We start from the raw sequence: 18,303 nt of genomic DNA, 5'->3' as shown, positions 1-18,303 counted from the left end.
CCCGTTCGGAGGTTCCGGACCGGCGGTCGGGGACGGGGGAGAGGGAAGGCGGGTTGCGCCGGCCTCTTTGCCGTTGCAGCGGGTGCCTGACGTGGCTCCGCTGCACGGTGGCCGATGTTTCTGCGCGGGAGGCGGTCGTACCCGCCCCGGGAGCGTGCTCCGAGCACCGGCAGACCGGCGGAGAGGCCGATGTCTTCACCGGCGGAAGGAGGCACCGTGGGAGATGTCCCGGGTCCAGGTCCGGCCCGCCCGGGACGTGGCAAGGAGACGGAGCCCCATGTGCGACACCAGCGACCAGGCAGAACGGCTCATCTCTGCTGCCACCGCGCTGCCCGGCCATCACGGACGCCGGTACAGCGTCTCCGTTCGTGGGTGCGAGGCGGTCGTCCCGGCGGTGCGCCACGCGGTGCGGGACGCCCTTGCCAACTGGGGTCTGCCTCCGGGCTGCGATGCCCTCGCCGCCATGGAGCTGGTCGCCTCCGAGCTGATCACCAACGCCGTACGCCACGCGGGCGGCCTCACCGCGCCCATCACCGTGAGCATCGAAGTCCATCCGGACGGTGCGCTGGGGTTCGGCATCGGCGACGAGCACCCTGGTGCGCCCGAGGCGCAATACGCTCCCAGGGACGCCGAGGGCGGCCGAGGCATGGCGATCGCGGACCACCTCGTCGCGGAGCTTGGAGGTGCGATCACGATCGAGTGGCACGGGACCGGCGGGAAGACCGTATGGGTCGAGGTCCCGGCCGACGTCCCGCCACCACGACTGCCGTGGACCGGCGGGTGGGCCGCGGTGCGGTGGGAGGACCTGGCCCCGAGTGTGGCAGGGAGCGCTGCCTGACCCCGGCCACAGCCCATCCGACACATGAGGGGTGACGACGTGAGCACACCGGCGGCGGACTGCGCCACCACCAGCGGACCGTGCAAGCGGCTGGCCTTTCCCGAGCGCTTCCTGTGGGGCGCGGGCACCTCCGCGTATCAGGTCGAGGGGGCCGCAGCGGAGGACGGGCGCGGTCCGTCCATCTGGGACACCTTCTGTGCGAGGCCGGGCATCGTGCAGGGCGGGGACACCGGCGAGATCGCGGCCGATCACTACCACCGTTACGCCGACGACGTGGAGCTGATGCGGCGGCTCGGCCTCGGCGCGTACCGGTTCTCCACCTCCTGGCCGCGCATCCAGCCGGACGGGCAGGGGCCGGTGAACCCGAGCGGACTCGACTTCTACGAGCGGCTGGTCGACGCGCTGCTGCGCTGTGGCATCGCCCCCGTGCTGACCCTCTACCACTGGGACCTCCCGCAAGCCCTGCAGGACCGGGGCGGCTGGGGCGCTCGCGACACGGCCGCGCGCTTCGCCGACTACGCCGAGGCGGTCGGCAGCAGGCTGGGCGACCGGGTCGCGGCCTGGACGACCGTGAACGAACCCTGGTGCTCGGCCTTCCTCGGGTACGCAGCGGGCGAGCACGCACCGGGACTCACCGACCCGGCGCTGGCCCTGCGCTGCGCGCACCATCTGCTGCTCGGCCACGGTTTCGCGGTGCAGGCGCTGCGCTCGGCGGTCGGCGACACGGCCCGCATCTCGGCCGTCCTGAACCTGTCGCCGGTGACCGCCGTGACGGACCGCGAGGCCGACCATGACGCGGCCCGCAGGATCGACGGTCTGCTCAACCGCCTGTTCGTCGAGCCGCTGCTGCTCGGCCGGTATCCGGTGGACGTCCAGATCGACACCCGTCATCTCACCGACTGGAACTTCGTACGCGGCGAGGACGCGAAGGTGATCGCCTCGCCTCTCGATCTGCTCGGCGTCAACTACTACGCCCCCACCACGGTGACCGCCGCGGCACCGTCGAGCGCGCCGAGCCCCTGGCCGGGCGCGGAGGCCGTGGCGTTCCGGGTGCCGGAAGGGCTTCCCGTGACCGCCATGGGCTGGGCGGTCTCGCCGCGAGGGCTCTTCGACATCCTGCGGCGGCTGCACACGGACTACCCGCCGATCCCCCTGTTCATCAGCGAGAACGGTGCCGCGTACGACGACACGGTCGATGCCACGGGCCGGGTGCGCGACCCGGAGCGGGCCTTCTTCCTGCACGACCACCTGGCCATGGCGCACGCCGCGATCGCCGCCGGGGTGGACCTGCGCGGCTACTTCGTCTGGTCGCTCCTCGACAACTTCGAGTGGACCTTCGGCTACGCCAAGCGATTCGGCCTCGTCCAGGTCGACTTCGCGAGCCAGCTGCGCTCGCCCAAGGACAGCGGCCTGTGGTACCGCGATGTGATCGCGGCCAACGCCGTGCCGTGCTGCTGACCGTGCCCCCGGATCAGTCGGACCGCGCCGCGCGGTCGACCTCAGTGAGCACTTGCCGCCATGAGTCGTCCGGACTCTGCCGGCCCTGCTCCACCCGGGTCAGGCCCCGGCCGATGATCAGCTGGATCTCGCCGGTCGCGGGCCCCTGGGGCTGCGGCTGCAACCGGAGGGCGGAGTCGGTGAAGATCCGGCCGACGGGGGCGTTGTTGAAGAACGGCTTGGTCTGGCCGGTGATGGAGGGGTCTTTGTAGAGCTTCGGCTGCGACGGCAGGATGCCGGTCTTCTTGAAGACGGCGGCCTGCTGTTCGGGGGCGGTGAGCCAGCTCGCCAGGGCGACGGCCTCGTCGATGTGCTTGCCCTGACGGGGGACGGTGAGGAACGAGCCGCCCCAGTTGCCGGCGGCGCCGGGCACGGTGGCCACATCCCACTTTCCCGCCGTTGACTTCGCCTGCTGCTCGATCTGCGTGAGCATCCACGCGGGGCAGGTGATGGTGGCGAACCGGCCCTGCTGGAGGGCCACGTTCCAGTCGCTGGTGAACGGGGCCAGCTCGGCGGACTGGCCGTCCTCCACGGCCGCGGTGACCTCGTCCCAGGCCTGCTTCACGACGGGGTTGGACGCGACCACGACCTCGTCGGAGGCGTTGTAGAACCCCTCGCGGGCCTGACCGATCAGCGCGTTGAACACGTTGCCGGAACCGTCGAACCAGCTCGTGCCGGAGGGGGCGTTCTCGGTGTAGCGCTCTCCGGCCTCGAAGAAGGCGTCCCAGTCGGGCCAGAGCTTGCCGACGGCGTTCCGGTCGGTGGGCAGTCCCGCGGCCTTGAACAGATCGGTGCGGTAGCACATGGCGAGTCCTCCGACGTCGGTGCCCAGGCCGATTTGGGTCTTTCCGTCGGCGGAGAGGGACTGGTCCCACTTCCAGGGCAGCCACTGGCCCCGCCGGTCGGCCAGGCCGTGGTCGAGGAAGTTGACGAAGTGCTGGGGCCGCGCCTTGAACCGGGCGATGAAGCCGGTCTCGATGGCCTCGACGTCGCTGGCGCCGCTCCCGGTGGCGAGGTGGGCGGTGAGGGAGGCGTGGTGGTCCTCGAAGGAGGTGACCCGCTCGACGATGTCGATGTCCGGGTGCTGCTTCTCGTACGCGGCGAACAGGTCGCGGTAGCCGAAGTCACCGAAGAGGCCGATGGTGATCTTGGTCTTCCCGCCCGGTGCGGTGTCGTCGCCGTCCGCGCAGCTCACGACCAGCACTCCGGCGAGCACCACGGCTCCAGCGGCGTGCAGAGAGCGGTGGCGCCTGGGCATCGTCTCTCGTCCCCTCGTCCGGAAAGCGCGTTATGCGCACTTTACTCCGAGGTGATCGACACCGGCTCGCGTGCGTCGGCGATGTGGCCGTGCTGCGAGCGGTGGGAGTCCGGTCGCCCCGGTGGCTTCCCATCGCGGCAGGGGAGCGGAAGGACCGGGCAAACGGAAGGTGGGGGACGAGGAGTACCTCGTCCCCCACCTTGTTCAGGTCGGGCCTACTTGATGAGCTCGTAGGCGCGGTTGATGGTTTGGGTCACCGTGCTGCCGTCGGCGTTGGTGGCCTTGGAGCGGAGCGAGACGAATCCGGGGGTGTCCGGTTCGGCGATCGCCGCGGCGCCCCGCTGCAGATCCGGGATCCAGACCACCCGTACCGGCTTCCAGGTCTTGCCCTCGTCGTACGAGACCTCCAGCGACACATCCCGTGTGCTGGCGCCGGTGGAGCCGAGTTGGTGGTCGGCAGTGATGTTCAGCGCGTGGCGGCTGCCGGCCCGTAGCTGGCCCAGCTCGTTCTGCGGATCCCGACCGTCCCTGTCCTTGCCGATCGCCAGCCGGAGCAGGGACAGCGGGAGTCGGGTGGCCTCCGTGGTCGCCGCCGATTCGAAGGTCCACTCGGCGGTGGTGGTGGTGTGGAGGTTGGAGTACCCAGCGTCGTCGCGGGTCCCGGAGGTGGTCAGGGTGTACGTGCCCTTCTCCTCGGGCAAGGTGAAGGTGCTCCACCCGACCGTGTTGTCGGTGCCGATGACCGTGCCGTCCTTGGACAGCGTCGTCTTACCTTCGCTGCCGGTACCGTAGTGGATCCAGTACCGCTTGCCGTCCTGTGGCGCATAGGGCTGGATGCCGAGCTGGAGCTCGTTGCCGGTCCTGGTGATTCCCGGCCACCTCGAGCCATCGCCCCAGGCCGGGCCGACCGGTGGCCGGTGGTAACTGGTGCGGGTGACGCCGGCAGACTCGCGCGCGGTTACGACCGCGTCGGTGCCGCCGCCGTCCGGACCGAACAGGACCCGCAACCGCCACCAGTTCACCGGTTCCGCCGTGAAGTACTCGATGCGCTCGCTGGGCACGTCCATGTCGTAGTACGCGTATATGACCTGGTCGGGCCAGTCGGGGTGTTTGCCGTTGTTGCCCTCGAGTCCCGTGGTGCCGGTCATTCCCTGTGCGGAATACGTGGTGTCGAACCGCGCCAGTTCGCGGTCCGGAGTGTAGAAGGTCGTGGGTTCGGGCAATGCGCTGGGCCTCCAGTAGCCCAGGTGATATCGGTATGGTCTGCCGTCGGCGGCCTTGCCCTCGACGACAGGCCGGAAGGACCACCGGTGTTTGGGGGTCGGCTCATCGATGGGTACCGCGTAGGCCAGGGCGAAGGAACCGAGCCACTCGATCCCGATCCCATCTCCGGGTGTCGTTGCGCGGTCGATGGCGATCGCCGCGTGCCGGATGCTGGCGCCGGGCCGGTCGACCCGTGCCGTCACCGGCTCGGCTCCCCGGCCGTCGAGGGTTATCTCGGTGCCCTCCTTGGAGACCGGCACTGCCAACTTGCTCACAGCGGTGGACTCGGTCCGCCCCTTCCCGTCCGGCCCGCGAGAGACGAGCAGAGCGGTGATGTCGTAGGTGCCGGCGTCCACGGTCTTGCCGTCGGAGCCGATGCCTATGAAGTCAGCCCAACCGGTTTCGGTGTTGACCGCGAAGGCCAGACCGCCGAGCGACGGGTTACCGTGCGGGTCGATGCCCTTCACCGTCAGGTTGGGCGACTTCTCCGCTGAGGCGGCCATGGGGGTGCGTACCACGTGGTCGCCGGCGGTGGCGGTGAGGATCGCGCCGTGGTCGCCCGGTACCAGGTGGGAGGGGGTGGCGGTGACGGTAACCGCGGCGTTGCCCTTGGCCGGTACGGTGAGCTGCTGCGCGCCGAGGGTGAACAGGCCGTCGGGGGCGGCCGGTCCGCTGTTGGCCAGGGCCAGGTCGAGGGTGACGTCGGTGTCGCTGGTGTTGCGGTAGTTGACCTTGGCGGTCACCGGCTTCTGGTTCGGGGGGTCGGTGAACTGGCCGAAGCTGAGACTGTGGGTGGTGGCGTGTACTGGCTTGTCCAGCAGTTTGCGCAGCTCGAGGCGTCCGCTGCCCTGTTCGTGGACGGTCAGGTTGGGGAGCTGGGCGGCACCGCCCATGAGGGCTGCCTTGAGCTCGTCCGCACTCCAGTCGGGGTGCTTTTGGGCCAGGACGGCCACCGCGCCGGTGACGTGCGGGGTGGACATGGAGGTGCCGGACGCGCGGGTGTAGGAGTCGTCGACTGGCTTCCCCATGGACGTGCCCTTGGCCCGGGCGGCGGCGATCTCCTCGCCGGGGGCGACCAGGTCGGGCTTGATCGCCCTGTCGCCCTTGCGGGGACCCCGGCCGGAGAACTTGCTGAGCGCGTCCTGCTTGTTGACGCTGCCCACGGTCAGGGCCTTGTCGGCAGCGCCCGGTGAGGCGACCGAGACGCCGTCGTTGCCCGCCGCGCAGACGAACAGGGTGCCCTTGGTCTCGGTGAGCTTGTTCAGCGCCTGGTCGATCGGGTCGGTGCCGTCGCTGGCCTCGCCGCCCAGGCTCAGGTTGGCGGCCTTGGCCCCCTTGTTCGCGGCCCACTCCATCGCGGCGATGACCGCGCTCTCCGAGCATTCGCCGTTCTTGTCGCAGACCTTGCCGATGAGCAGCTTGGCGTCGGGGGCGATGCCCTGGTACTTCCCGGCGGAGGCGGCGCCGGTGCCGGCAATGGTGCCCGCGGTGTGCGTCCCGTGCCCGTGGTCGTCGATCGCGTTGCCGCCCTCCTTGGTGAAGTCGACGGCCTCCACGACCCGGTCGGCCAGGTCGGGGTGGGCGGGGTCGTAGCCGGTGTCGATGTCGGCGATCACCACGTCCTTGCCGGTGAAGCCGGCCTTCCAGGCCTCGGGCGCGCCCACCTGAGCCGCGCTCTCGTCCAGCACCGGACGGTAGACCTGGTCCAGCCAGACCTTCTCGAGCTTTGCCCCGGAGTTGGGTTGCAGGCCGCCGGTGGTCAGGGACTTCCAGAACTGTCCGATCCGGTTGGTGTTCCCGGCCACCGCGAGACCGTTGATGCTGCGCAGTTTCCGGGTGCGCTCGGTACCCACGAGCGGCTGCGAGACGGCGTCCACGTCGCCGTCGTAGGTCAGGATCAGCGGCAGACTGCGCTGGTTGGTGAAGCCGTCCCGGTGCAGTTTGGTGACGTTGAACAGGTCCTTGTCCAGGCGGCCCTTGGCCAGCAGCGGTGCCGCGTCGGTCGGGACGATCAGGTGCTCCGCGCCGCCGCCGGTCTTCCGGGTGCCGTGGAAGAACCCGACGTCCTCGCGGCCCTTCGCGGGACGAACCCCGTAGGTGGAGGTGCCGTCGGGCAGTGTGCTCACCTGCACCCGGTCACCGGTGACCAGAGTGAGTTCGCTGGTGGCGATTGGTCGTTTCGGTGGGCCCGCAGGCTGGTTCGTCGCCTGCGCCGGGCCTGAGCTCGTCAGGCCCAGGGCCAGGGCGAGCGCCGCCGCCCCGGCCACTGCTTGTCTCATCGCGTGCATGGCGTCCTCTCTGACGATCCGTCAATGGCGCGCGCGCACTGGTCCAGACAAATGAGTTGGCTTCAGACTGTTGAAGTGATTGCTCACCAGGCAAGGGCAATTGAGGACACTGACCACTTGCTGCACATCGGTTCCGAGTCGGGGGACGACGTGTTGGACGACTTACTTCCGGACGGTGTAGCCGTCCTGTATCGCCGATTGGTGGAAACCGGAGGGAGGGATCTCGACGAGGACGATCCCGTAGCGGAGCGCTTGATGCGGTCGGGGGTGGCGTCGAAGGCCGGCGGCCGGCTGCAGGCGATGGCGCCCATAGACGTCCTCGGGCGCGTACTGGCCGACGAGTACCGGTGGATCACGCAGCGGCAGCAGGCTGTCCGGTCCGCCTTCGCCGACCTCCAAGTCCTCCGTGACCAGGCGGGCTGCCCTGGGCATCAGGGCGCGGGCGAGGACGTCGTCAGCGTGCTCCTCGAAGCCGGCGTTCACCACGCCGCAACAGAACTGCACGCGACCGCCCTTGAGGAACTGCTCGATCTGGTCCCCTCGATGAGGCTGGCAGATCCCTGGACCGCCTCGTTCGTCCAGGTCTCCGGAGCGGCGCCGGGGCACCGGGTGCTGGGACCGCACGGCGTGCAGCTGCCTCTGGATCCGAAGCCGAAGATCCGGGCCGTCACGTCGGTGCCGGCGTTTCTACGCATAGCTGACGGCCGCGCGGCGCTGGTCGCCGGGAGGGGTGAGGGGGCCCTGTTGATTCGGTCCTCGTGGTTGGCGACCGCCCTGCGAGAGCTTTTCGAGCTGGCCTGGGAGCGGGCCGTTCCGGCCGACGGCCATGAGACACCGGCCGCGTTGACCCCGGCCCGATGGCAGGTTCTCCAGCTCATGGCAACCGGGATGGACGACGCCGAGGTCGCCGCGGCAACGGGAAAGAGTGTCCGCACCGTTCGGGCTCACATCGCGGCGATCATGTCCACGCTCGGGACGCGCACCCGGCTCGCCACGGGCGCCGAGGTGGCGCGTCGGGGGTGGCTGCCGTGAGCCCGGACAGCCTGCTGTCACAGCAGGCCATCGCGCTGTACCGGCGGCTGGTGGCGGAAGGGCCGGTGCAGCTCGGCAGCGAGCCGGGCGCGGTGTCCCCGGACGACCCCGAACTCGCCGAGCTGGACGACATCGGACTGAGCTACCGCAGTCCCTGCTTCCCCGGTGCGGTGCTGGCGGTGCGGCCGGAGGTCGCCTGCGAGCGGTTGCTGGGGTCCGTTCAACACGAGATCGCGCGACGGCATGAGCTGCTGGGTGCGGCCTTGAACGACATCATCGGGCTGCAACGGGAATTCGCCCGGATTCAGTCGGGTGAGCGGCTCGCAGGGGCAGCCGTGGAGATACTCACCGACCGGGAGGTCATCGGGCGCACCGCCAAGGAACTGATGCACAGTGCCCGCCAGGAAGCGCTGGAGCTCTCCGTATCCATGCACAGCTCTGGCCTCCGGCACATCGAGCTCCCGCTCGAACCGGCCGTGGCCCCAGGGGTGAGGCACCGGGCCGTGTACTCCGGCACATGCCTGGACAGCGACCTCGGCCGGGAACTCCTGCGGCTGGGCCGGGAAGCCGGCGAGGAACAGCGGATCTCCTCGCGCTGGCTGACCAGTCTGCGCATCGCCGATGACGACGCCGCGCTGGTGCCGTTGGACGCCGACAGCCGTCGACGGGCACTTCTGGTGCGATCGCGCCCGCTGGTCGTACTGCTGCGGCAGTGGTTCGAGCTGGTGTGGGACAAGGCGGCACCTTTGGGATCACGACCACCTGCGTTGCGACTGACCTCGCTCGAGCTCGAAATCCTCCAACTGCAGGCCTGTGGGCACAAGGACGCCGCGATCGCCAGAAAGCTGGGCGTCAGTGTGCGGACCGTGCGCCGCCATACGTCGAACATCCTGGCCGTACTCGGCGTGCGGACCCGCTTCGCCGCAGGTGCGAAAGCCGTCAGGGATGGGTGGCTGTCCGAGGCGTAGGCCACCCACCGTCACCCGCAGGGGACCGGGAGCGGCACGACCTTGCCGATGCCGAACTGAGACGCTGCCAACATGCGGGGATACCCTCGGGTTCGAGCGGCAGCGGTCCGTCGCGGTTACCCGCCAGCCCTGGCAGCGTCCTCGATCCGTTTCCTGGCGTCTTCAGTTGCCTTCTTCCGTTCTTCTTCCAGTCGATTGCGCTGCTCCTCCGCCGTCTCGCGGGCCTCTTCGGCGGCCTGCTTGTCCGCCTCCGCGGTCTGCTGGGCGGCCTCCCCCCGCGATGGTGTCGCCGGTGCGGCGGGCCCGGTGTGCTCCTGCTGCACGGGCAGAGCAGGTTCGGGGTTGCCGGTACGTGCGGGCCAGGCGGTGGTGGGCGATGGGGACGGGCGTGCGGGCGCGGCGGGCCCGGTGGTGCGTGGCGGGGTGGCGGCGTCGGTGTCGCCGCTGGTGCTGAGGTGGTGGCCGGCGACGACCGAGGCGGCGAACACCGCGGCGACCGCGGTCCCGCTGAGGACGGTGCCCCGGCGCGGGAGGCGGATCCGGCCCTCCTGCCGCAACGCCACGGCAGCCCCGGCCTTCGGCTCGGCGAGGGACACAGGAAGGTCAGCCGCGGGTGCGGTGCGAAGCCAGCTGGCGACCTGTGCGGCCGCGGGGCGGGCGGCGGGGTCCTTGGACAGCATCCGCAGCAGCAGCGACTCCACCGCCGCCGGAATCTCGGGGCGGACCTCCCGGGGTGGTACGGGTGCGGCGTCGACGTGCTGGTACACCACGGCTGCCACAGCGTCCCCGGTGAACGGCGGGCGGCCGCAGACCAGTTCGTACAGCACACAGCCCAGCGCGTACACATCCGCCTCCGGCCCTGCGGCGCGGCCCATGCCGCGCTCCGGTGCCAGATAGGCGCTGGTGCCCAATACCTCGCCGGTGGTGGTCAGGGCGGTGGCGGCCGCACCCTGGATGCGGGCGATCCCGAAGTCTGCGACCTTCACACTGCCGTCGGCGAGCAGCAGGTTGCCGGGCTTGATGTCCCGGTGCACGATCCCGGCCTCGTGGGCCGCCGCCAGCCCGGATGCGACGTGCCCGACCAGCCGGCATGCCTCCTCAACGTCCAAGGGCCCGCTTCGGGCGGCCAGTTCGGCGCGGAGGCTGTGTCCGGCCACCAGTTCCATGACGAGGTAGCAGCGGCCCTGCTCCTCACCGAAGTCGTAGACCGCCAGCAGGTTCGGGTGGTTCAGTCCGGCTGTGGTCCGTGCCTCCTGCCGGAACCGCTCGGTGGCGTCGGGTACCCCCATCGTCTCCAGCAGCAGCTTCACCGCGACCTGGCGGCCGAGCGTGGTGTCCTCGGCGCGCCAGACCTCGCCCATGCTGCCGCGGCCCAGCACCTCCAGCAGCCGATACCGCCCTGCTGCCAGCTCGTCCACCCGCACCACCCTTGGAGACCCGACGTTGCACGATGGCGGCTCACCGTACCCACCGCATGTCACGGATCCGGTCACGGGAAGTGAAGGTACTGTGCGGTAATCCGCAGCCCAAACGGGTCCCGTCCCGCGAGGGGCGATCGAGTCGGCGTTCGCGGCCCGCAACCCGCCGCGACCCCAGAACGTGCAACAGCGCCACCGACCCCGCGCTGCCGCTCCCCGCGCGTCAGAGCGACGCCGCTGCCGTCCGCGCGTTCGGGCTGCGTGACGTACGGCTGCCGGGTACCGGCTCAGAGGCGTCGGCGCCCAGCGCGACGATCCGGTTGTCCGCGTCGACGTGCACGACCTTCGGCCGCAGCGCACGTGCCTCGGCGTCGTCCACCTGCGCGTAGCTGATCAGGATGACCAGGTCACCGGGGTGGACCAGATGTGCGGCCGCGCCGTTGATGCCGATGACGCCCGAGCCGCGCTCGCCTTCGATGACGTAGGTCTCCAGGCGGGCCCCGTTGTCGATGTCGACGATGTGGACGAGTTCGCCGGGCAGCAGGTCGGCGGCCTCCATCAGGGCGGCGTCGATCGTGACCGACCCCACGTAGTGCAGATCGGCCTCGGTCACCGTGGCCCTGTGGATCTTGGACTTGAACATGGTGCGCAGCACAGCGTCACGCTCCTGAGAGACGAGGGTCGCGCCCTCGCAGCGAGGTGCGCGCCAGCGTGGCCATGTTACGCGGAGGGCGCCCCGAAGGCGGTGACGGGGACCACGCACGGTGGGGCCCGTGCGTGCCGAGTGCAGTGCGTGCAGTCCTTGGTCGAAGGTACGGAGCCGAGGAGCGCGCCTCGGCCGAAGGTACAGAGTCCTGCGTGGGGTTCGCCCTGACGTGGCGAAATCGTGGATGATGAACTAGGAGCCGCAGACCGACCCGGTGCTGGTTCTGTGCTGACTCCCCGCCCGCTCCCCAGGTAAAATCGCAGGTGAGAGAGTTAGTATGCGATTCGTCAATGACCAGAAGCCGCCGTACGACCTGACGTACGACGACGTGTTCATGGTGCCGAGCCGCTCAGCGGTGGGCTCGCGGCACGGTGTGGACCTGTCCTCCCACGACGGGACCGGCACGACCATTCCGCTCGTGGTGGCCAACATGACGGCAATCGCCGGCCGCCGCATGGCCGAGACGATCGCCCGCCGCGGCGGCCTGGTCGTCATCCCCCAGGACATCCCGCTGGACGTCGTCGCCGACGTCGTCGGCTGGGTCAAGGAACGGCACCTCGTCCTCGACACACCGATCGTGCTCACCCCCCACGCGACCGTCGCCGACGCGCTGTCCCTGCTGCCCAAGCGGGCGCACGGCGCGGGCGTCGTGGTCGAGGAGGGCCGCCCCGTCGGCGTCGTCACCGAGCACGATCTGACCGGCGTGGACCGCTTCACCCAGCTGTCCGAGGTCATGTCCCGGGACCTGCTGGTCCTGGACGCGGACATCGACCCCCGCGAGGCCTTCAACCGGCTCGACGCCGCCCACCGCAAGCTCGCCCCAGCGGTGGACCAGGACGGCAAGCTGGCCGGCATCCTCACCCGCAAGGGCGCCCTGCGGGCCACCCTCTACACCCCGGCGACCGACGCCGACGGCAAGCTGCGCATCGCCGCGGCCGTCGGCATCAACGGCGATGTCGCGGGCCGGTCCAAGGCGCTGCTCGACGCCGGTGTGGACACCCTCGTGGTGGACACCGCACACGGCCACCAGGAGTCGATGATCACCGCGCTGCGCGCGGTGCGCGGCATCGACCCGCAGGTACCGGTCGTCGCGGGCAACGTCGTCGCCGCCGAGGGCGTGCGCGACCTCATCGGGGCCGGTGCCGACATCGTCAAGGTCGGCGTAGGTCCGGGCGCCATGTGCACCACCCGGATGATGACCGGCGTCGGTCGACCGCAGTTCTCCGCCGTCCTCGAATGCGCCGAGGAGGCGCGGAAGTTCGGGAAGCACGTGTGGGCCGACGGCGGCGTCCGGCACCCGCGCGACGTGGCCATGGCGCTGGCCGCCGGTGCGTCCAACGTCATGATCGGCTCCTGGTTCGCCGGCACCTACGAGTCCCCCGGCGACCTTCAGCACACCCCCGACGGGCGGCCGTACAAGGAGAGCTTCGGCATGGCCTCAGCGCGTGCCGTGCTGAGCCGTACCTCCGAAGAGTCGGCGTACGACCGGGCGCGCAAGGGCCTGTTCGAGGAGGGCATCTCCACCTCGCGGATGTTCCTCGATCCGGACCGTCCGGGCGTCGAGGACCTGATCGACTCGATCATCGCGGGCGTGCGCAGCTCCTGCACCTACGCGGGCGCGGCCTCGCTGGCGGAGTTCCACGAGCGCGCCGTCATCGGTGTCCAGAGCGCCGCGGGCTACGCCGAAGGCCAGCCGCTGCACGTCAGCTGGGACTGAGGGTCCGGCCTGTCCCGGCCTTGGTGATCGCACCGATCGCACCGATCGCGGCTCCGTGGTCGCACGTCGCCCCATCCGGCCCCGCCGGGTGGGGCGAACGTATGGGAGCGCCCCTCGCCGCCTCCTGCCCAATTTGCTGATCCATGCGGTGACCTGCAACGATTCCCTGTGCGCGCGACCTATTGCGCAACGATTGTGCGTGGATGCGCAAGGTTCGTGCATTACGGGGCATCTGCCCAGCTCGTAAGGTCGTGCGCTGTACGTGGAGTGGCGGAGACCGCCTGCTCGGCGGTCCCCTCGCTCTGGGCTGTCCTGCCCTGCCCGCCCGGGGCCGCCGTCGGTACCCGCCCTCGACCGGCAGCGATGAAGGAGCCACCCCAGTGTTGGACCACGGCGCAGCCCCACCGGCCGCAGACAGTCAGCCGCGCTCCCCCCGACCGTCCGCCGCGGGCCTCGGTGCCCGGCTTATGCGGCGCAAGCCCGTCGAACGGCTCGTGGCGGAGGGCGGCCAGGGCGAGGGCGGCACGCTACGGCGCTCCCTCGGCGTGTGGCAGCTGACCATGATCAGCATCGGCGCGACGCTGGGCACCGGAATCTTCGTGGTGCTCGGCGAGGCGGTTCCGGTCGCCGGACCCGCCGTCGCCGTCTCCTTCGTGATAGCCGGCCTGGCGGCACTGTTCTCCGCCCTGTCCTACGCCGAACTGGCCGGCACCATCCCGGTCTCCGGCTCCTCGTACTCGTACTCCTACGCCACCATGGGCGAGATCGTCGCCTGGATCTGCGGCTGGTGTCTGATCCTGGAGTACGGGGTCTCCGTCGCCGCCGTCGCGGTCGGTTGGGGTGAGTACCTCAACGAACTGCTCGGCGGCACGCTCGGCATCACCATCCCGGACGCGCTCACCGCCGGACCCGGCGAGGGCGGCATCGTCAACCTCCCGGCGCTGGCGGTCGTCCTGCTCGCCATGGTCTTCCTGCTCGGTGGCGCCCGCGAGAGCGCCCGGGTCAACACGATCATGGTCGTCGTGAAGGTCGCCACCCTGCTGCTCTTCTGCGTCGTCGGCTTCCTGGGCATCAAGGCGGGCAACTACGCTCCGCTCGCGCCACTTGGCATCACCGGCATCAGCGCCGCGGCCGCCACGCTGTTCTTCTCCTACATCGGCTTCGACGCCGCCTCCACGGCGGGCGAAGAGGCCAAGAACCCGCAGCGCGACCTGCCGCGCGCGATCATGCTCTCGCTGCTGATCGTCACGGTGCTGTACTGCCTGGTGGCCCTGGTCGCGGTCGGAGCCATGCCGTGGCAGGACTTCGACGGCACCGAGGCAGCTCTCGCCCAGATCATGAAGGACGTCACCGGCCAGCCGTTCTGGGGCGTCGTGCTCTCGGTCGGTGCGGTCGTCGCCATCGCCAGCGTGGTCTTCGCCGTCCTCTACGGCCAGACCCGGATCCTCTTCGCGATGTCCCGCGACGGACTGGTGCCCAAGGTCTTCGCCAAGGTGAACGCGCGGACCGGAACGCCGCGTGCCAACACCGTGATCGTCTCGCTCTTCTGCGGTGTCCTCGCCGCGGCCATCCCGCTTGGCGAGCTGGCCAACGCCACCAGCATCGGCACCCTCTTCGCATTCGCCCTGGTCAACGTGGCCGTGGTCATTCTGCGGTACACCCGGCCCGACATGCCGCGCACCTTCCGCGTGGCGCTCTTCCCGGGCACCCCGATCGTCGGCTTCCTGCTCTGCGGCTACCTGATGCTGGAGCTGCCCGGCATCACCTGGGCCGTGTTCGGTGGCTGGATGCTCGCCGGGATCGTGCTGTACTTCGGATACGGCATCCGCCGCTCGCGATTGGCCTCCGTAGAGAAGTGATTTCCCCGTAGTGCGACTGAACGAGCTCGACGAACGCATCGTCCACGCCCTCGCCGAGGACGCCCGCCGCTCCTACGCCGACATCGGCGCCGAGGTCGGCCTGTCCGCGCCCGCCGTCAAACGGCGCGTGGACCGGCTGCGGGCGGAGGGAGCCATCATCGGCTTCACCGTCCGGGTCGATCCGGCGGCGCTGGGCTGGGAGACGGAAGGGTTCATCGAGATGTACTGCCGACGGAACACCTCGCCCGAGGCGATCCACCGCGGCCTCTCGCGCTACCCGGAGGTGGTGTCCGCGTCGACCGTGACCGGCGACGCGGACGCCATCGTCCAGATCTTCGCCTCCGACATGCGGCACTTCGAGCGGGTGCTGGAACGCATCGCGGGCGAGCCGTTCGTCGAGCGGACGAAGTCGGTGCTGGTTCTCTCGCCGCTGCTGCGCCGCTTCAGCTCGGGCGCACCCGGCTAGGACCTGTCCGGCGACGGAGACCCGGCGAGCGACACATCCCGATATAAACCCCCGGGCGGAGAGCGCTTGTTGACCCGAACCGGAGTGATGAATGTCATCTCTTGCGTACGCCTGAGTAACCTCGGTCCGCCGGGGCGCTACCGTGCTGGCTCAGCCAGTCCTCTGACCCCGGGGAGACCATGCGCCGGCGTCGCCGCACCACGATCCGCACCCGGATCGTCGCCCTCACCCTGATCCCGATCGCCGCACTGCTCGCGCTCTGGGCCTTCGCCGTGGTGTCGATGACCGGCGACCTGCGGGCCCTGATCCGGCTGCAGAGCGTGTACGAGCACTTCGGCTCGCCCGTGGACACGGCCGTCGGGCAGATCCAGATCGAACGGCGCATGGCCGCCGCCTTCCTGGCCTCCGAGAACAGCACCTCCCGGATCGCCGCGCTGACCAAACAGCAGCGTTCCACGGACCAGGCCGTCCAGGCCATGCGCACGGCGGCCGCCGACCCCGCCCGGCAGGGCGACCTCACCGACCAGCAGCGCGCCGCCCTCGACGCCATGCTCGCGGCCGCCGACCGGCTGCCCGAGCTGCGCGACAAGGTCATCTCCCGCGAGATCAGCTGGAGTCGCGCCGTCGACGACTACACGGCCGTCGTGCAGCCGACTTTCGCTGTCCAGTCCGCCCTCACCGCGCTCCAGGCGGGGCAACTGGCCACGGAGGCCCAGGTCGTCATCGAACTCGTACGGGTCCGGGAGTTCGTCTCCCGGGAGGACGCGCTCGTGGCCGGGGCCCGTGCGGCCGGCAAATTCGACCCGGGCCAGTTCCGCACCCTCGCCGCGACGATCGAGGACCGCCGGGTCTTCCAGCGCACGTACGTGCCCGCCCTCCCCGCCGACTCCCGGGAGCTTTTCGAGAGGTTCCAGCGCGGATCGGAGTACAAGGCCCTCACCGACGGCGAGGACGCGCTGGTGAAGGCCGGTCAGCGAGGCGCGGGCAAGGCGGTCGCCGAGGACTCCTGGCGCACCACCATGGACCGGGCTGTCGAGCGCTACATGCTGCTGTGCACCGAGGCAGCCAAGAACTCCGCCGCCCGCGGACGGGCGTTCGCCACCGAGGAGCTGATCCGGGCGGGTGTCGCCGGCGGACTCGGGCTGCTGGCCGTGGGCCTGTCCGTCTGGCTCTCGGTCCGCGCCGGCCGCCGCATCTCCCGCCGCCTGGAAGACCTGCGCGACGCCGCCGACGTGCTGGCCACCCGTCAGCTTCCCGATGTGATGGACCGGCTGAGCGCGGGCGAGCAGGTCGATCCCGCTGCGGCGGCACCACCGCTGTCGTACGGGGACGAGGCGGCGGGCCAGGACGAGATCGGACAGGTCGGGCAGGCGCTGAACACCGCGCGCCGCGCCGCGGTCGAGGCGGCGGTGCAGCAGGCCGGCCTGCGCCGGGGCATGTTCGCCGTCCTGCTCAACATCGCCCGTCGCAACCAGGCGTTGGTGCACCGGCAGCTGAAGCTGGTGGACACCCTGGAGCGCCGCACCAACGACCCCGACGTCCTGGACGACCTCTTCCGCATCGACCATCTCACCACCCGGATGCGCCGCCACGCCGAGGGACTGATCATCCTCTCCGGTTCCACTCCGGGCCGCAGGTGGCGCAACCCGGTGCCGGTGGTCGACGTGGTCGGCTCCGCGGTCGGCGAGATCGAGGAGTACGCGCGCGTGGTCGTGCCGCCGATGCCTCCCATCGGCGTCATTGGCGAGGCGGTCGCGGACGTCGTCCACCTCATCGCCGAACTCGTCGAGAACGCCACGGCCTTCTCCCCGCCCCACACCCAGGTGACCATGCGGCTGGGGGACGCGCGCCGCGGCTTCGTCCTGGAGATCGACGACCGTGGCCTGGGCATGGACACCGACGAGCTGGAGGAGGCCAACCGCACCCTCAGCCGAGCAGGCGACTTCGACCCCACGCAGACCGAACGACTGGGCCTGTACGTCGTCGGGCGGCTCGCCGAGCGCCACGGGATCGGGGTGACACTCACCCGGTCCCCTTATGGCGGCACCACGGCCGTGGTCCTGTTGCCGGGCGCCGTCCTGGCGGAGGTCACGCCCGCGCCCGAGGCGCCCGCCGCTACGGACATCGTTGTCGGGGACCGTGCTGCCGCGGACCGGGCCCGTGCCTGGGCCGGGCGTGCCCTGCGCAGAAAGGCCGAGCCCGCCCCTGAGCCGGGTCGTGCCTCGGCCACCGCCCGCGCTGCGACGACGGGCCCTCGCCCTGTTCGGGCCTTGGACCCCGCCCCGGCCCGGGCCGTTCCGCCGCCCTCCGCGGACGCTGCGGCCGCCCCGCCACCCGCAGCCACGAAGGTCCCGCCCCTCCCGACCCGGGTACGCCAGGCGAGCATCGCCCCGCAGCTCCGCCTCGAGCGGTCGGAGACCGAGGACCGGGACGACGAGGTGACCCCCGAGCGCATGGGCGCGATCTTCGGGGCGTTCCAGCGCGGACTGGAGCGCGGGCGCGGCGGCGGCGATGAACCGCAGGAGCCGGACACCGAGCACGACCGAGGGAGCGGGCGATGACCCACGACGAGACGACACGCGACGACCGGGACGCCGCCGAGGTCCGGGCGGGCGGCTTCGACTGGCTGCTGGACGACCTGGTCGCCCGCACCGATGACGTACGGCAGGCGGTGCTGCTGTCCTCGGACGGCCTGGCCACCAGCGCGTCCGAGGGGATGCGCAAAGAGGACATCGACCACCTCGCCGCCGTCAGCTCGGGCTTCCACAGCCTCGCCAAGGGCGTCGGCGACCGGTTCGACGTCGGATCCGTGCGCCAGACGATGGTCATGCTCGACGACGCGTACCTCATCATCACCCAGGCGGGCGAGAGCAGCTGCCTGGCGGTGCTCGCCGGCATGGACACGGACATCGGTCAGCTGGCCTACGAGATGTCGCTGCTCGTCAAGCGCGCCGGCCGGCACATGGCCTCCTCGGCCCGCTCGGTCACTTAAA

The 18,303-nt window shown here is 70.6% G+C and carries 13 protein-coding genes; 9 read left to right on the top strand and 4 right to left on the bottom strand.

Features of this window, described 5'->3' with window-relative positions; all coding sequences use genetic code 11:
* Window positions 1-277: 277 nt before the first annotated feature.
* Together ACTWQI_RS03950 and ACTWQI_RS03945 are read left to right on the top strand one after the other, a co-directional pair.
* Window positions 278-838: an ATP-binding protein gene (locus ACTWQI_RS03950; protein WP_443267454.1), complete on the top strand. Its 561-nt coding sequence runs from the start codon at window positions 278-280 to the stop codon at window positions 836-838.
* Window positions 839-862: 24 nt separating this feature from the next.
* A complete protein-coding gene (locus ACTWQI_RS03945) occupies window positions 863-2,296 on the top strand; it encodes a GH1 family beta-glucosidase (protein ID WP_443267452.1) in 1,434 nt (477 codons plus the stop codon).
* A 13-nt stretch (window positions 2,297-2,309) separates the two neighbouring features.
* Here the strand turns inward: ACTWQI_RS03945 and ACTWQI_RS03940 are convergent, their stop codons facing one another.
* The gene (locus ACTWQI_RS03940) at window positions 2,310-3,593 is read right to left on the bottom strand and encodes an ABC transporter substrate-binding protein (RefSeq protein WP_443267450.1); all 1,284 of its coding nucleotides are present in this window, start codon (window positions 3,591-3,593) and stop codon (window positions 2,310-2,312) included.
* Between the two features lie 215 nt (window positions 3,594-3,808).
* Window positions 3,809-7,135: a S8 family serine peptidase gene (locus tag ACTWQI_RS03935; RefSeq protein WP_443267448.1), complete on the bottom strand. Its 3,327-nt coding sequence runs from the start codon at window positions 7,133-7,135 to the stop codon at window positions 3,809-3,811.
* 3 nt (window positions 7,136-7,138) lie between these two features.
* Between ACTWQI_RS03935 and ACTWQI_RS03930 the strand changes: the two genes are divergently transcribed.
* Both ACTWQI_RS03930 and ACTWQI_RS03925 read left to right on the top strand, forming a co-directional pair.
* Window positions 7,139-8,176 carry a LuxR C-terminal-related transcriptional regulator gene (locus ACTWQI_RS03930; RefSeq protein WP_443267446.1) on the top strand — a complete coding sequence of 346 codons (1,038 nt, stop codon included), beginning with the start codon at window positions 7,139-7,141 and terminating at the stop codon, window positions 8,174-8,176.
* Complete coding sequence (locus ACTWQI_RS03925) at window positions 8,173-9,144, top strand: LuxR C-terminal-related transcriptional regulator (protein ID WP_443267445.1); 972 nt, start codon at window positions 8,173-8,175, stop codon at window positions 9,142-9,144. Before ACTWQI_RS03930 ends, ACTWQI_RS03925 begins: the two co-directional genes overlap by 4 nt.
* A gap of 116 nt (window positions 9,145-9,260) precedes the next feature.
* Here the strand turns inward: ACTWQI_RS03925 and ACTWQI_RS03920 are convergent, their stop codons facing one another.
* Both ACTWQI_RS03920 and panD read right to left on the bottom strand, forming a co-directional pair.
* Window positions 9,261-10,562 carry a serine/threonine-protein kinase gene (locus ACTWQI_RS03920; RefSeq protein WP_443267443.1) on the bottom strand — a complete coding sequence of 434 codons (1,302 nt, stop codon included), beginning with the start codon at window positions 10,560-10,562 and terminating at the stop codon, window positions 9,261-9,263.
* Between the two features lie 223 nt (window positions 10,563-10,785).
* Window positions 10,786-11,217, bottom strand: a complete 432-nt coding sequence (gene panD / locus ACTWQI_RS03915; protein ID WP_443267442.1) for an aspartate 1-decarboxylase — start codon at window positions 11,215-11,217, stop codon at window positions 10,786-10,788.
* Window positions 11,218-11,545: 328 nt separating this feature from the next.
* Between panD and ACTWQI_RS03910 the strand changes: the two genes are divergently transcribed.
* The 5 genes from ACTWQI_RS03910 to ACTWQI_RS03890 all read left to right on the top strand — a co-directional run bounded on the left by ACTWQI_RS03910 (window position 11,546) and on the right by ACTWQI_RS03890 (window position 18,302).
* Window positions 11,546-12,985, top strand: a complete 1,440-nt coding sequence (locus ACTWQI_RS03910) for a GuaB1 family IMP dehydrogenase-related protein (protein ID WP_443267440.1) — start codon at window positions 11,546-11,548, stop codon at window positions 12,983-12,985.
* 380 nt (window positions 12,986-13,365) lie between these two features.
* Window positions 13,366-14,844, top strand: coding sequence for an amino acid permease (locus tag ACTWQI_RS03905; RefSeq protein ID WP_443267438.1), 1,479 nt, complete (start codon window positions 13,366-13,368; stop codon window positions 14,842-14,844).
* Between the two features lie 10 nt (window positions 14,845-14,854).
* A complete protein-coding gene (locus ACTWQI_RS03900; protein ID WP_443267436.1) occupies window positions 14,855-15,310 on the top strand; it encodes an Lrp/AsnC family transcriptional regulator in 456 nt (151 codons plus the stop codon).
* A gap of 179 nt (window positions 15,311-15,489) precedes the next feature.
* On the top strand, window positions 15,490-17,871 hold the full coding sequence (locus tag ACTWQI_RS03895; RefSeq protein WP_443267434.1) for a sensor histidine kinase: 2,382 nt from the start codon (window positions 15,490-15,492) through the stop codon (window positions 17,869-17,871).
* Complete coding sequence (locus ACTWQI_RS03890) at window positions 17,868-18,302, top strand: roadblock/LC7 domain-containing protein (RefSeq protein ID WP_443267432.1); 435 nt, start codon at window positions 17,868-17,870, stop codon at window positions 18,300-18,302. Before ACTWQI_RS03895 ends, ACTWQI_RS03890 begins: the two co-directional genes overlap by 4 nt.
* The last annotated feature ends 1 nt before the right edge of the window (window position 18,303 follow it).

Source organism: Streptomyces sp. KR80 (assembly GCF_052245555.1).
In the GTDB taxonomy this organism is placed as follows: domain Bacteria; phylum Actinomycetota; class Actinomycetes; order Streptomycetales; family Streptomycetaceae; genus Streptomyces.
The sequence above is the reverse complement of the archived record's forward strand: the minus strand, read 5'-3'. Positions and strand labels throughout refer to the sequence as shown.

Excerpts from the sequence above, each read along its gene's own strand:
- ACTWQI_RS03950 (WP_443267454.1), top strand. The coding sequence starts at position 278 with ATGTGCGACACCAGCGACCAGGCAGAACGGCTCATCTCTGCTGCCACC.
- ACTWQI_RS03945 (WP_443267452.1), top strand. The coding sequence starts at position 863 with ATGAGGGGTGACGACGTGAGCACACCGGCGGCGGACTGCGCCACCACC.
- ACTWQI_RS03940 (WP_443267450.1), bottom strand. The coding sequence starts at position 3,593 with ATGCCCAGGCGCCACCGCTCTCTGCACGCCGCTGGAGCCGTGGTGCTC.
- ACTWQI_RS03935 (WP_443267448.1), bottom strand. The coding sequence starts at position 7,135 with ATGAGACAAGCAGTGGCCGGGGCGGCGGCGCTCGCCCTGGCCCTGGGC.
- ACTWQI_RS03910 (WP_443267440.1), top strand. The coding sequence starts at position 11,546 with ATGCGATTCGTCAATGACCAGAAGCCGCCGTACGACCTGACGTACGAC.
- ACTWQI_RS03895 (WP_443267434.1), top strand. The coding sequence starts at position 15,490 with ATGCGCCGGCGTCGCCGCACCACGATCCGCACCCGGATCGTCGCCCTC.
- ACTWQI_RS03890 (WP_443267432.1), top strand. The coding sequence starts at position 17,868 with ATGACCCACGACGAGACGACACGCGACGACCGGGACGCCGCCGAGGTC.